12 protein-coding genes are annotated in these 13,372 nt (G+C 43.2%); 7 read left to right on the top strand and 5 right to left on the bottom strand.

The window, feature by feature from the left end:
- Positions 1–160 precede the first annotated feature (160 nt).
- From DN53_RS05080 to DN53_RS05095, 4 genes are all read left to right on the top strand, one after another.
- Positions 161–1,219, top strand: a complete 1,059-nt coding sequence (locus DN53_RS05080; RefSeq protein ID WP_129653281.1) for a 3-oxoacyl-ACP synthase III family protein — start codon at positions 161–163, stop codon at positions 1,217–1,219.
- Positions 1,220–1,738, top strand: coding sequence for a class I SAM-dependent methyltransferase (locus DN53_RS05085; RefSeq protein WP_129653282.1), 519 nt, complete (start codon positions 1,220–1,222; stop codon positions 1,736–1,738).
- A gap of 193 nt (positions 1,739–1,931) precedes the next feature.
- Positions 1,932–2,774, top strand: a complete 843-nt coding sequence (locus DN53_RS05090; protein ID WP_129653283.1) for a glycosyltransferase family 2 protein — start codon at positions 1,932–1,934, stop codon at positions 2,772–2,774.
- A 414-nt stretch (positions 2,775–3,188) separates the two neighbouring features.
- Complete coding sequence (locus DN53_RS05095; RefSeq protein ID WP_129653284.1) at positions 3,189–3,764, top strand: hypothetical protein; 576 nt, start codon at positions 3,189–3,191, stop codon at positions 3,762–3,764.
- A gap of 232 nt (positions 3,765–3,996) precedes the next feature.
- Here the strand turns inward: DN53_RS05095 and pafA are convergent, their stop codons facing one another.
- On the bottom strand, positions 3,997–5,679 hold the full coding sequence (gene pafA, locus DN53_RS05100; protein ID WP_129653285.1) for an alkaline phosphatase PafA: 1,683 nt from the start codon (positions 5,677–5,679) through the stop codon (positions 3,997–3,999).
- 116 nt (positions 5,680–5,795) lie between these two features.
- On the opposite strand from pafA, the gene DN53_RS05105 reads away from it, so the two are divergent.
- The 3 genes from DN53_RS05105 to DN53_RS05115 all read left to right on the top strand — a co-directional run bounded on the left by DN53_RS05105 (position 5,796) and on the right by DN53_RS05115 (position 9,248).
- Positions 5,796–6,533: an MlaE family ABC transporter permease gene (locus DN53_RS05105; RefSeq protein ID WP_116218634.1), complete on the top strand. Its 738-nt coding sequence runs from the start codon at positions 5,796–5,798 to the stop codon at positions 6,531–6,533.
- On the top strand, positions 6,533–7,300 hold the full coding sequence (locus DN53_RS05110) for an ABC transporter ATP-binding protein (protein ID WP_129653286.1): 768 nt from the start codon (positions 6,533–6,535) through the stop codon (positions 7,298–7,300). Before DN53_RS05105 ends, DN53_RS05110 begins: the two co-directional genes overlap by 1 nt.
- 118 nt (positions 7,301–7,418) lie before the next feature.
- Positions 7,419–9,248: a metallophosphoesterase gene (locus DN53_RS05115; RefSeq protein ID WP_129653287.1), complete on the top strand. Its 1,830-nt coding sequence runs from the start codon at positions 7,419–7,421 to the stop codon at positions 9,246–9,248.
- A 3-nt stretch (positions 9,249–9,251) separates the two neighbouring features.
- On the opposite strand, the gene DN53_RS05120 is transcribed toward DN53_RS05115, so the two are convergent.
- From DN53_RS05120 to DN53_RS05135, 4 genes are all read right to left on the bottom strand, one after another.
- Positions 9,252–10,706 (bottom strand): DUF389 domain-containing protein, encoded by a 1,455-nt coding sequence (locus tag DN53_RS05120; protein WP_129653288.1) that lies wholly within the window; start codon positions 10,704–10,706, stop codon positions 9,252–9,254.
- A 3-nt stretch (positions 10,707–10,709) separates the two neighbouring features.
- The gene (locus DN53_RS05125; protein WP_129653289.1) at positions 10,710–11,789 is read right to left on the bottom strand and encodes a mannose-1-phosphate guanylyltransferase; all 1,080 of its coding nucleotides are present in this window, start codon (positions 11,787–11,789) and stop codon (positions 10,710–10,712) included.
- 166 nt (positions 11,790–11,955) lie between these two features.
- Complete coding sequence (locus DN53_RS05130) at positions 11,956–12,555, bottom strand: SprT-like domain-containing protein (protein WP_129653290.1); 600 nt, start codon at positions 12,553–12,555, stop codon at positions 11,956–11,958.
- A gap of 70 nt (positions 12,556–12,625) precedes the next feature.
- Positions 12,626–13,303, bottom strand: a complete 678-nt coding sequence (locus DN53_RS05135) for an SDR family NAD(P)-dependent oxidoreductase (RefSeq protein WP_129653291.1) — start codon at positions 13,301–13,303, stop codon at positions 12,626–12,628.
- Between the last annotated feature and the right edge of the window lie 69 nt (positions 13,304–13,372).

The following is a 13,372-nucleotide window of genomic DNA, read 5'->3' on the forward strand; positions in this document are numbered from 1 at the left end:
ACCGCTGTACGTATTGATAAAAAGCCCTGTTTCAATTTGAGAATCAGGGTTTTTCATTTAGCCGGATTTTTAAAACAGTATCTTGGACATCATATTCCTTGTTATGCATGCATAACAAAAGCAGAAAGGACGCAGTACCTTATATTGATAAAACCTCAACATGAAAATAGGTATCACCGGCACTGGAAGCCATATCCCTTCCTTGGTCACCAAAAACGAAGATTTTTTGGAGCATGAATTTCTGGAAGCGGATGGGTCTTCCTTTCATCAGGACAATGCGGTCACGATAGAAAAGTTCAAGGCCATTACCGGTATCCAGGAACGGCGTTATGCAGACCCCGATTTAAAGACTTCGGATTTAGGGTTCATTGCCGCCGAAGAAGCACTTGTAGATGCCAAAGTGGACAAAGAAACTTTGGATTATATCATTTTTGCGCACAATTTTGGGGACATGACCTATGGAAAAATCCAAGGCGACACCTTACCTAGCTTGGCCACTCGGGTAAAGCATTTGCTACAGATCAAAAATCCAAGCTGTGTGGCCTACGATCTCATTTTTGGTTGCCCAGGTTGGATTGAAGGGACCATACAGGCCCACGCCTTTATCAAAAGTGGAATGGCCAAAAAATGTCTGGTCATTGGAGGGGAAACCCTTTCCCGTGTCGTAGATCATCATGATAGGGACAGTATGATTTTTTCCGACGGTGCCGGTGCCACCATCATTGAAGCCAATCCCGATTCCGGAGAGATACTTTCCCATGTATCGGCCACCTATGCCAATGAGGAAGCCTATTATCTCTATTTTGATAAGACCAACTCGGCACAAGGCTGTACGGATACCCGATATATTAAAATGCAGGGGCGAAAAATCTATGAGTTTGCCTGTACCCATGTTCCCCAGGCCATGAAAGATTGTCTGGATCAAAGCGGTATTGGGATTGATGAGTTGAAAAAGATATTCATCCATCAAGCCAATGAGAAGATGGACGAGGCCATTGTGAAGCGTTTCTATAGGCTTTATGGTAAAGAGGTTCCTGAAAACATTATGCCGATGAGCATCCAAAAACTAGGAAACAGCTCTGTGGCCACGGTTCCTACATTATATGATATGGTATTGAAAGGTGAACTTCCGCAACATCGATTAAAAAAGGGAGATGTTGTTATCTTTGCAAGCGTTGGTGCCGGAATGAACATCAATGCCATTGCTTATAGATACTGAATGTACGAGAACAACTTTCCCAACAAACGCTACAAACATACCTTGGCGTTTTTGCAAAAACACGTGAACACTTCGGAATCCATTTTGGATCTGGGCGTGGAAAATCCATTTTCGGAAATCATGAAATCCCAAGGATTCCAAGTAGAAAACACCCAAGGAGAGGATTTGGACGTGAATTTTGGCGTGGTTTCCCAATCCAGTGCTGAAGTGGTCACTGCCTTTGAGATATTTGAGCATTTGGTGGCCCCGTTCAACGTGCTCAAGGAAATCAAGGCCCAAAAATTGGTGGCCAGCATCCCCATGCGGCTCTGGTTTGCATCGGCCTACAGGAGCAAGACAGATCCTTGGGACCGCCATTACCACGAATTTGAGGATTGGCAATTTGATTGGTTGTTGGAAAAAGCCGGATGGACCATAAAAGATTCCGCCAAATGGACCAACCCCACCAAAAAAGTTGGGATACGCCCCCTTTTACGTCTTTTCACACCGAGATACTATATTGTCTATGCCGAACGGTGATCCTCATCAATTTACAATAGACAATTATCAATGTTGAATTCGGTATTGTCATTTCGAGCGCAGTCGAGAAATATTTATATGGAGTTTCAATATCCATATCTAAAGAGATTCTTCAGTCACTATGTTCCTTCAGAATGACAGAAACCACAAAACTATATTGGGAATTATGGTTTGTTTTTTGGAATTTTAGCACATGCAGATCAGCATTATCATCCCCGCACACAACGAGGCAGCCTACCTAAAAGATTGTTTGGACTCCTTTGTGACACAGACCCATGTTCCTGACGAGGTCATTGTGGTGGATGACAATTCATCGGACAACACCTACGCCATTGCTTTGGACTATGCAAAAAAGCATGACTGGATCAAAGTAGTACAGCGACAATCGGTGGACGAACACATCCCAGGAAAAAAAGTGGTGGATACGTTCAATTTTGGACTCCGGAATGCTTCGAACTATAATTTAATTGGCAAGTTCGACGCCGACATCATCCTGCCCCCTACCTATTTTGAATCCGTTTTGAATGCATTCCAGTCCAACTGGAAACTAGGTATGTGTTCTGGGCTGCTCTACATTGAAAAAGGTAACGAATGGGTCTATGAGAACATTGCGGACAAATCCCATATCCGTGGCCCCATAAAACTGTACCACAAGGCTTGTTTTGATAAAATGGATGGTCTCCGCCCCGGTGTGGGTTGGGACACTGTGGACACCCTTCTGGCCAAATACCATGGTTTTGATACCCAAACCCTACCCCAGCTGAAGGTAAAACACCTCCGCCCCACAGGGCATGGGTATAGTACCAAAAATTATCAGGCTAAGGGCGAAGCCCTGTATAGAATGCGTTACGGTCTTGTGCTCACCAAGATTGCTGCCCTAAAAATGGCTTGGCAGGCCAAAAGTCCCAAACTGTATCTTCAAACCATACTAGGTTATCTAAAGGCATGCTTCCAACGGCAAAAGCGCTATGTTTCCCAGGAAGAAGGTGTCTTTATCCGCAAGTATCGTTGGCAAGGCATCTGGTCCAAGCTCTAAGACCTATTTATTCCCTAATACTTTTTCTTCCAAAATGCAGTATTAATGGCATCCGTCAATTCAAAACGGGCATCCGTCAATTCATTCGGCTCTCTTATCAATTTTGAGCGTATTTTCTTTCTCGAATTATAAACTATTACAACAATTCTTAGGGTTGTGTATCAAGAAAATTACTGAATCTAAACGCCATACTATGAACAAATTAATCCCGCTGAACCTTTGCCTATTGTTTCTCATGGTTGTCATATTATTTCAAAGGTTTAGTTATACCAAAAAAAGGTTTCGGCTTGGGTAAACAAAACTTAAGTAATCTATAGTGGGAGAACCAAAGGAAGTAAAGGTTTCTTTGGTGGCATTTTGCAAGTTTCAACACTCCTAAAAATGTTGAAGCACAAATTTTTTAAATATTAAACAATGAAAAAAAATGGTACATTTTTATTTTTTCTGTCTTGTCTTTCATTACTCCTTTCATGTACGAAGCAAAATGAAGAATTAACAATTGAATCACTTCATGAAGAATTTTCAACCTTTAAAAAGGCTTTCCCAAATTTGTATGTTAATATTAATCCAGATTATATTCAAAAATCCGACATTAACAGTCTTGAAACCCTAACTGCAAAAGCGGAAGTAGGCATAACATTTCCAATTATAGAAAACGAAAAAGTAATAGGTCGCTACTTCGGCCTGTGTGATGAATCCATCGCATTGTATATTGATTATTCTGATTATGAAAATCAAATAGTAATCTATAACGTGAACAACTCTGCTCAATTTGCTATTGTTGAAATGGAATTAAATTTAGAAACCCTTACATACATACCTATTCAAGTTTCATCAAAAGAATATAGTGCAAAAGGAAGTAGTTGGTGTGCGGTGAGTTGTGGAATTGGCGCAACCGCAATTGCATTATCAGATGGACCTGCCCCACTTATGGATTTAGTTGCCGTTACCTATATGGCGGCTTGTTTGACAGACTGTGAATTAGGATAATATGAAAATTTTCGATAAAAACAAAAAAAAAATTACTGGGTTTGGACTGTTTTTAATCCTATTAATTTTATTATTAATAAAGTTGATTTCGAAATAAAAATCATATAAGGATACAGTACTAAAAACTAAATGACCAACGCTTTACTCTTAAAGAGAAAACTGGCGAGATTAAAAAGGTACTGACCGAACCCCTCTGAATTGTTTAATTTAAAAATTATTAAAACTAATACCTCTATTCCAACACTTCCCCAATCGGCTTGCCGGTGGTCCCATTGGGGAACGCAATGCCCAAAAGGGACGCAATGGTAGGGGCAATATCCGGTATTTCTGTACGGTTTACGGTACTGCCCTGTTTAATGCCCTTTCCGTAGAGCAATAGAGGGGCGTGGGTATCATAAATATGGGGCGAACCATGAGTAGACCCCGTTCTTCCATAGGAAGCAAAACCGGGCCTGGGCACCATGAGAACATCTCCCGAACGTTTTTGGTTGTAGCCGTTCTGTAGAATGTACGGAATGCCGTGGGTATAATCGCCCTCCCACATCTGGTGGCCCGTATATACCCTGAAAATACCATCATACCCCAACACTTCTTGGGCAATGATTTCTTCCGCATCGTCCAAGTCTATATCCAGATTGTTCAACACCTTATAGTCCAAAAACAATTGATAGTTGGAGATGTTCTTCACCACATCCGTGGTTCCAAACCTATATTTTAAAAATTCCATGAGCTGTTCGCGCATACCTCCCATATCCAAATACCCTGCTGGAATCTTTTGATCTTCCAAATAGGCAGGTACATTTATGGCCGCATGATCTGCGGTCAAGAAAACGGTATACTCACCTGCTCCCACCTTTTCATCCAAAGTAGCGAACAAACGGGCCAAATCCCTATCCAATCTTAGGTAGGTATCTTGGATTTCCTTGGAATTCACCCCAAAAAAATGTCCTACATAATCCGTACTGGAAAAACTGATGGCCAAGAAATCCGTAATGGCATCCGCACCCAGATTTTCACCTTCCAAAGCTGCCAACGCAAAATCTGCTGTAATGCTATTGCCATAGGGGGTTACCCTGAGCAAACCGAACTTACCGTTGGCTTCCCAAAGTTTTGGAAGGTCATGGGGAAACGCGGTATTGGTCTCTCCATCAATCTTTCCCTCGTAAACGTTGTCATCCGTTCCACTCTGCACATAGGTTTCAATGGGTTTTAAGGTTTCCCATGGCTTTTTGTACGATTCAACTACATCCGAGGCATTAAAATCGTTTACCCATTGTGGTAGGGCATCCATGTAGTACGAACTGGTGATCCAGTTTCCTTGCTCCCCACCTTCAAACCAATAGGCCGCATTGGCCATATGGCCTCCAGGAAGCACCGCTCCCCTATCCTTCAAGGCCACGGCAATCACCTTGCCCCTCTGTTGGGTGTGCAATCGCAATTGGTCGGTCACCGTAGTGGTAAGCATCCTGTGAGGCGACATTTGACCGGCATCTGAAGTGGTACCCACTGATTGGTAACCGTTGTCCCCCGCACAGTAGACTTCCTCGCCCGTTGTTTTATCGTACCAAGCATTTCCAATAATGCCATGGGTAGCCGGAGTGGTCCCCGTATATACCGAAGCATGGCCCGGACCCGTACTGGTAGGCGCATAATTAAAATGATGGTTTTTGCAATTAAATCCTTCGTTTACCAATCTTTTAAAACCTCCTTCACCATATTGGTCCCAAAAACGGGTAAGATAGTCGTATCGCATTTGGTCCACCACAATTCCCACTACCAGTTTTGGTGATTGGGCAATGGGGGCTGGCGGTATCACAGCCACGACTTCATCTTTGTTTTTCTTTTTACGTTGACCGAAGGATACACCACCAATGCATAGCATTAGCAATACGATAACAAGACTGGTTTTTTTCATGGAATTTATTTCAAACGGATACAAAACTATTCATTTATATTTTTTAAAAATTTAATTCAAGGTTAAAAGCGTGACAATATTCTTATTTTTATGGCCGCAAGTCTATTTTTTAGCACATGAACTACCTTGAAGCGATCGGGAAATACTTCATCATGATACGTGAAGTATTTAAAAAGCCTACCAAGTGGCCCATCATGAGGACCCTGATCCTAAAGGAAATCGATGAACTCATATATGGTTCCATGGGCATCATCATTTTTATTTCCTTTTTTATTGGTGGGGTGGTCACCATACAGACCGCTTTGAACCTGAACAGTCCCTTTTTGCCCAAAAGCCTTATTGGATTTGCTACCCGACAATCCGTGATCTTGGAGTTTGCGCCAACCTTCACCTCCATTATTATGGCTGGTAAAGTGGGTTCCTACATTACTTCGAGCATTGGAACCATGCGGGTCACGGAGCAAATAGATGCATTGGATGTTATGGGGGTCAACTCCCTGAACTATTTGGTTTTCCCGAAGATCATTGCCATGCTCATGTACCCCTTTGCCGTAGCCATTTCCATGTTTGTGGGTATCTTGGGCGGATGGGTTGCCGCGGTTTTCGGTGGGTATGCCCCCAGCGGTGAGTTCATAAAAGGCTTGCAACTGGATTTTGATTCGTTCCACGTTACCTATGCCTTTATAAAGACCATTGTGTTCTCCTTTGTTATTGCGACACTACCATCGTATCATGGCTTTTACATGAAGGGCGGTGCCTTGGAAGTGGGTAAGGCCAGTACCACCTCGTTTGTTTGGACCAGTGTGGTCATTATTATCCTGAATTATGTGCTAACCCAATTGCTCCTAGGCTGATGATCGAAGTAGACAACATACACAAATCATTTGGCGACAACCATGTTTTGAAAGGGATATCCACCCGTTTTGAACAAGGCAAGACCAATCTCATCATTGGGCAAAGTGGTTCGGGAAAAACGGTTTTTCTAAAATGTCTTTTAGGCCTTTTTGAACCTGAAGAGGGGAAAATCTGTTATAACGGTCGTGTCTATTCTGACCTTACCATGAATGAAAAGCGCGATCTTAGGCAGGAAATGGGCATGGTGTTCCAAGGAAGCGCCCTGTTCGATTCCATGACGGTGGAAGGTAATGTGATGTTCCCCTTGGAAATGTTCACCAAACAATCCAAGGCGGAAATGCAGGAACGTGTGGATTTTGTATTGAAACGGGTAAATCTCATTGATGCCCATGAAAGATACCCTTCTGAAATTTCTGGCGGTATGCAAAAAAGAGTAGCCATTGCCAGGGCCATCGTCATGAACCCCAAATACCTGTTCTGTGACGAACCCAACTCAGGATTGGACCCTAAAACGGCCATTCTAATCGACAATTTGATACAGGAAATCACACAGGAATACAACATCACCACCATCATAAACACCCACGACATGAACTCGGTAATGGAAATCGGGGAAAAAATCCTTTTTTTAAAAGACGGTTACAAGGAATGGGAAGGCACCAATAAGGAAATCTTCAAGACTGACAATAAGGCGGTCACCGACTTTGTATATTCCTCGGAGCTCTTTAAAAAAGTGCGACAAATGTATCTGGAGGAACGTAATTAGTTCTTCGGATGCCTGAGATCTGACATCAAAAATATGACTCCCACAATCTTAACCTAACCTTAATTTGTGCAGTGGCTTTTATTGACTGAAAATTACCAACTTTCAAAAAAAACCAACCATGCCTCGTTTTACACTCTTTTTTCTAGTCTTTTTATCCGTTTCAATATCCATGGCTCAAGACAAGCCTACCATTTATATTGATATTCCCACCCAACAGAAACCCTGGAACCATATTGATTGGAACGCTTCACCGGAACAATTTCAATTTGCCATAGTTACAGATCGTACCGGTGGACACAGACCTGGAGTTTTTCCAACCGGGGTGAAAAAACTCAACCTTCTACAACCCGAGTTCGTGATGAGCGTTGGTGACCTTATTGAAGGCTATACGCGCGACACGGTACGGTTAAACCAAGAGTGGAAGGAGTTCAATGGCTTTATTTCCCAATTGGAGGCTCCTTTCTTTTATGTGCCGGGCAACCACGATATCACCAACGAGGTCATGGAAAAGAAATGGAAAGAAATGTTCGGGGTATCTTACTACCATTTCGTGTATAAGGATGTTCTCTTTCTCTGCCTGAATTCAGAAGATAATATTCGTGGGGCCGGTAAAGGCACCATTGACGACGAACAGTACGAATACATCAAAAAAGTCCTTGAAGAAAACAAGGATGTAAAATGGACCCTTGCTTTTTTACACCAGCCCCTGTGGGTCCAAGAAGATACCAAGAGATGGAACGATGTGGAAGAGTTGCTTCAGGACCGACCCCACAATGTATTTGCAGGGCACTACCACCGGTATTGGAAAACACAAAGAAACAACGGGAAATATATAGCCTTGGCCACAACAGGTGGGGGCAGCGCATTGAGGGGCAAGGCTTATGGCGAATTTGACCATGTGGTCTGGGTCACTATGACCGAAGAGGGCCCTATTCTAGCCAACTTGTTCTTGGATGGTATTTGGGACGAAGATGTGGTTACCGAAGAATTGGTGGACCTCGTGCGGAACCAACCCTTTCCCGTTAAAATAGAACCGGTTTATGTTGATGACCAACATGCCAAAAACGTGGTGGGCAAGGTTCGGGCCACCAACCATTCCGATACTCGTATGCGGGTACGGCTCAAGGGTATTTCCAATGATGATCTATTATATCAACTTGAACAGACCGATATCATCGTGGAACCCAATGATGTTACTGTTTTGGATTTGAACATGCAAAATGTTGACCAAAAAGCATTGGAAGACCTATCCGCCATGCAAATTGAGGTCGATATCACCTACTTGTTCGAGGAAAAGCCCAATGTGGAATTTTCATCCACTTTAAATTATCTGCCCTTTTACAAGTATCATGTTGGGAAAGCTAAAAAAGTGAAGCTGGACGGTAATTTAAAGGAGTGGTCCAAAGCTGATTGGAACTCAGTGAAACAAATGGATGGCGCTCCTTTTGACTTTGATGGTCCATCAGACTTTGAAATGAAATTTGCCACAGCTTACGACGATGACTATTTCTATGTAGCGGTAGACCTTAAGGACAACGACCTTTATATTGATGAAGAGGCTTCCCATTCGGCCCAAGATGCCATTTTGATTGGTTTGGATGCAAGACCCATTCAGGCTAGCGCCTTTAACGCAGGTTCCGGGAGAGGAAAGGACTGGTTTGCCCTATTAAGGACTTTTAAGGAAAATGACCCGATTTACCGTGAAGATTTACTTCCTGAAGATGTACAGTCAGTCGTAAAACAAACCGAAACAGGCGCCCAAATGGAAGTGGCCATACCTGTAGCGTATCTAAACAAAATGTATGGAGGTACATGGTCCTCCTTGCGTTTGGGTGTGGGTTATTATGATTTTGATTCGGATGACGAAGGAGCCACCACACATTTCTGGTTTCCGGCATGGAATGGGAAAAATGATGTTCCAGGATCAGGAATGCTGTTCAAAGAGTAGTCTTTAGTCTACCTCTTTGATGACCAAGGTCGAGTCTTGAAGCCTCAACTTTAACCAAGTCAATATTTTCTTGGTGTCCGCCTCCTTTTGAGAGTTTGCCACAGCCTTTTTCCATTGCACTTCAAAAACGGGGATGGTGTCCAATTTGTTGAAATCTGTCCGTAACTGATATGAGAACCCCAGCCCTGTTATGTTTTCGTAGTTGGCTTTGGCCTCGGCACTGACTTCCCTAAAGGGAATCTGCTTTCCAACATTCCGGGTCAGATTGGACACTTCCTCCTCCAATAGTCGGATTTGCTCATCCTTGTTCAACAATTCGGCCTTGTTCTTCTCATAAAGCTCACTCACATAATTGAACTTTTCTTGGGAATCGTCCTTACCCCCCTGGATGATGTGCAACTCGGCATCCTTTAGTCTGGAATATTGACTTTTTTGGGTCCTCCATGTGTTCACCACATTTTCTGGAATAAGCTCATCACCCATACAGACCAACTCTATCAACGGCGCTTCCCCGTCATTATATTCCAATTTCGTTAAATTGTCCACATACCTTCCCGCTCCATTAAATTGGTACACCTCAATGGTCTCCCTCAAAAATTCTTGGGCCTGTTTGGTAAAAAGGGATTCCTGAAACACTTGATAAAAGGTAAATCCCGCCGGAATCATCACCAAAATACCGGTAATGGAAGCCACTCTGGCGATAAACCTTCGCCTTTGCGAATTGGCGTAGCGCACCATGGGAAACCGTAAAAATTTGATGACCAAAAAAGTGGCCAGACCAATAAATATGGTATTGATGATAAAAAGATACATGGCCCCTGCGGCATACCAAGGCTTACCGATGGCCAGACCAAAACCTACGGTGCATAAAGGTGGCATAAGTGCGGTTGCAATAGCCACCCCGAATATCACACTGGCTATGGTACCCTTTTTGGCACGTGCAATGACTAACGCCAATCCTCCAAAGAAGGCAATGAGCACATCGCGAATATCCGGCTTGGTTCGGGCCAACAACTCAGAAGACTCATCCCGAAGCGGGAAGAGATAGAAGAACAGGAAAGCCGTAATCACACTCAGCACCACCATTACGGTGAAATTTTTGAGTGATCTTCGCAGGGTATCAATATCATTGATGGCCAAGGACATGCCCATCCCTAAAATAGGACCCATTAAGGGAGAAATCAACATGGCTCCGATAACCACTGCCGTAGAGTTGGCGTTCAATCCGATGGAAGCTATAAAAATGGAACAAATCAAAATCCATGAGGTATGCCCTTTAAAGGGGATATCCGCGGTAATGGATTCCTTGGTGGCCACAGCATCCGTATTGGTCCGAATCTCCAAAAGTTCGGACAGGAACTTCCGGACACTTCCCAACAATCCTTTAAAATCCTTTTTTACATCCTCCCCACTATCATGTTGTGGGGGTGTAGCCCCTGCAAATTGATTTTCATCCATAAATTATGCAAACTGATCTCCAAACTTGTTCTTGACTTGTTCCAGTACTTTTTTGATATCCTGTTGTTTTTCCTTGGGATAAATCAACAGCACTTCTTCCTTATCCACTATGATATAATCCTCCAATCCATCAACCACAACAATCTTTCCCTTGGGAGAGCGAATCATATTTCCTTTGGCATTGTCCAAAAGGGTCTTGGCATTGACCACGGCATTGTCAGCATCATCCTTATCCAATTTATCATAGAGCGCACCCCAAGTACCTAGGTCGTTCCAATCAAAAGTGGCCGGTAAAGTATATATGGATTTGGATTGTTCCAAGATAGCATAATCTATGGATATGTTTTCTGCCTTGGCGTAGTTTTCTTGTATAAAATCCCGCTCTAAATTGGTATTGTAAACAGAAACTCCGTCTGCGAACAGTTTATACTGGTTAGGCTGATATTCCTTAAAGGCATCCACAATGGTTTGCACACTCCACATAAAAATACCGGCGTTCCACAGGAAATTGCCCTGGGCCAAAAATTCCTTGGCCGTTTCATAATCGGGTTTTTCCCTGAATTGGGACACTTTTTTCACTTTTTGGTCACTTCCCTTTTCAAATTCGATATACCCAAAACCAGTGTTAGGAAACGTAGGCTGAATTCCAAGGGTGCATAGCACTTGCTCCTTTTCACATTTATGAAAGCAGGTAGTGACATCCTGTTCAAATGCCTCTTCATCCTCAATCCAATGGTCACTGGGCGCCACGATCATCACAGCATTGGGGTTCATTTTTTGAATTTTCAAGGAGGCATATAGAATACAGGGAGCTGTATTACGCATAGCGGGCTCCAGAACCACTTGATCGGGTCTTACCTTTGGCAACTGCTCCAAAACCAAGTCGTTGTATCGCTCGTTGGTCAATATCAGAATATTTTCGGTAGGTATAAACCGGTTCAACCGATCAAAGGTTTTCTGGATCAAGGTCTTTCCCGAACCCAGCATGTCATGGAACTGTTTGGGATGGTCCGTAGTGCTCACGGGCCAAAACCGCGATCCTACACCTCCGGCCATTAATATTGCGTAATAATTCTGGTTCATTTTAATTTATTTCGTGTTGTCATTTCGAACGTATGTGAGAAATCTAAGAAACAATCAATTCGAGATTTCTCAATCGCTTTGCTCATTTCGAAATGACGTTACTTTCTTTTTATAAAAAAACTCAATTTGGAGTTATTGTTTACCTCAACTCCGCTCAAAGTGACAATTATTCTACCAATTCCACCTCAGCATTGGGCTGAAACAAATATAATCTGCCCGAGGCTAATTCCACGCACTCGTACCGCTTTACTTTTTTCTTTCCTTTTTTAAACAATCGACCATTGTACAACCTAAATACACTTCCCATGGGCAGCTCATACACGTAGCTATGTTTTCGCTCTTCCTCATCAAAAGCCTTAAGGGCAATGGACAAGCGGGCATCTGTACTGCTACTGGCCTTTGGGTTTTTAAAGTGATGGGCAATAATGGGCAACAACTGTGATGGAAACACCTCAGGTCTGATAAAAGGGACCATTAACTGCTGAAAGGTTCGTTTCCATTCCTCGCCATGGGGTTTTATTCGGCGACCGTAGTTTTCAAAAGCTACCAAATGCGCTATCTCATGGACGAGCGTGATCAGAAACCGGTACTTATTGAGCGAGGCATTCACCGTAATCTGATGGAGCCCAGTGGGCATTCTCCGATAATCCCCATGCCGGGTAACCCTATGGCTTACAATTTTCAAATGCACTCTATGGGTCTTGATCAACTCAAAACAAGGAGTCACGGCTCGTTCCGGCAAGTATTTTTGGAGGGTGGTTTCCACTGAGACAAATTTACAGGTTTGCCAGAGACCTCAGGTATCTCAAAAGACAATTCTAAAAGAATCCTTACCATTAAGGTGTGCTATTGCTCACTTGCAGCAACTTCCCGTTGTACATTTTGTGCCCGGTCAAAGCAAACTCCTTAATATACAAAGCCATTTCCGAGGCAGTTACGGGGGCTTGATAGCCCGGAAAGGCCTCTTCCAGCATCTCAGTCTGCACGGCACCCAAGGCCAGCACGTTAAAGCTTGGTCCCGTTTCTTTAAATTCCTCGGCCCAAAGTTCGGTCAGGGTAATGACCGCTCCCTTACTGGAGCTATAGGCCGATAGTCCGGGAAACTTTACACTGCCCTGCACCCCACCCATGGAACTGATAGTGACCACATGGCCCGTTCTACCCATGTTGGGAAGTACTTTCTTGGTCATCTCGGCCACGCCGAACACGTTTACTTTGTAAACAGCCTCAAATTCTTCCGGAGTGATGTCCAAAAAAGGTTTGTTCAACAAACGTCCGGCATTGTTGATAAGGACGTCAATAGATTCCCATTGTTTAAGGAATTCATCCACTTTATCAAAATCCAATGGGTTTCCCAAATCAAACGAAAAGGCATGAACGTTAGGCAGCTTTAAATCGATGATGGGTTGGGCATTTCTGGACAATGCCAATACCCGATGCCCTTCTTGGGCAAACAATTTGACCAATTCAAAACCAATTCCCCTGCTTGTTCCTGTAATGATGATGTTTGCCATAAATTTCATGATTTATCATTCCCTCAAAAACGGGAATCCAAAAAAATATAGATTTCTCACCCCTAAAAG

The sequence above is a fragment of the Flagellimonas olearia genome, from assembly GCF_004150225.1.
Lineage (GTDB): Bacteria > Bacteroidota > Bacteroidia > Flavobacteriales > Flavobacteriaceae > Flagellimonas > Flagellimonas olearia.

Coding starts and splice junctions, on each gene's coding strand:
- DN53_RS05080 (WP_129653281.1), top strand. CDS start 161: ATGAAAATAGGTATCACCGGCACTGGAAGCCATATCCCTTCCTTGGTC.
- DN53_RS05085 (WP_129653282.1), top strand. CDS start 1,220: ATGTACGAGAACAACTTTCCCAACAAACGCTACAAACATACCTTGGCG.
- DN53_RS05090 (WP_129653283.1), top strand. CDS start 1,932: ATGCAGATCAGCATTATCATCCCCGCACACAACGAGGCAGCCTACCTA.
- DN53_RS05095 (WP_129653284.1), top strand. CDS start 3,189: ATGAAAAAAAATGGTACATTTTTATTTTTTCTGTCTTGTCTTTCATTA.
- pafA (WP_129653285.1), bottom strand. CDS start 5,679: ATGAAAAAAACCAGTCTTGTTATCGTATTGCTAATGCTATGCATTGGT.
- DN53_RS05105 (WP_116218634.1), top strand. CDS start 5,796: ATGAACTACCTTGAAGCGATCGGGAAATACTTCATCATGATACGTGAA.
- DN53_RS05110 (WP_129653286.1), top strand. CDS start 6,533: ATGATCGAAGTAGACAACATACACAAATCATTTGGCGACAACCATGTT.
- DN53_RS05115 (WP_129653287.1), top strand. CDS start 7,419: ATGCCTCGTTTTACACTCTTTTTTCTAGTCTTTTTATCCGTTTCAATA.
- DN53_RS05120 (WP_129653288.1), bottom strand. CDS start 10,706: ATGGATGAAAATCAATTTGCAGGGGCTACACCCCCACAACATGATAGT.
- DN53_RS05125 (WP_129653289.1), bottom strand. CDS start 11,789: ATGAACCAGAATTATTACGCAATATTAATGGCCGGAGGTGTAGGATCG.
- DN53_RS05135 (WP_129653291.1), bottom strand. CDS start 13,303: ATGGCAAACATCATCATTACAGGAACAAGCAGGGGAATTGGTTTTGAA.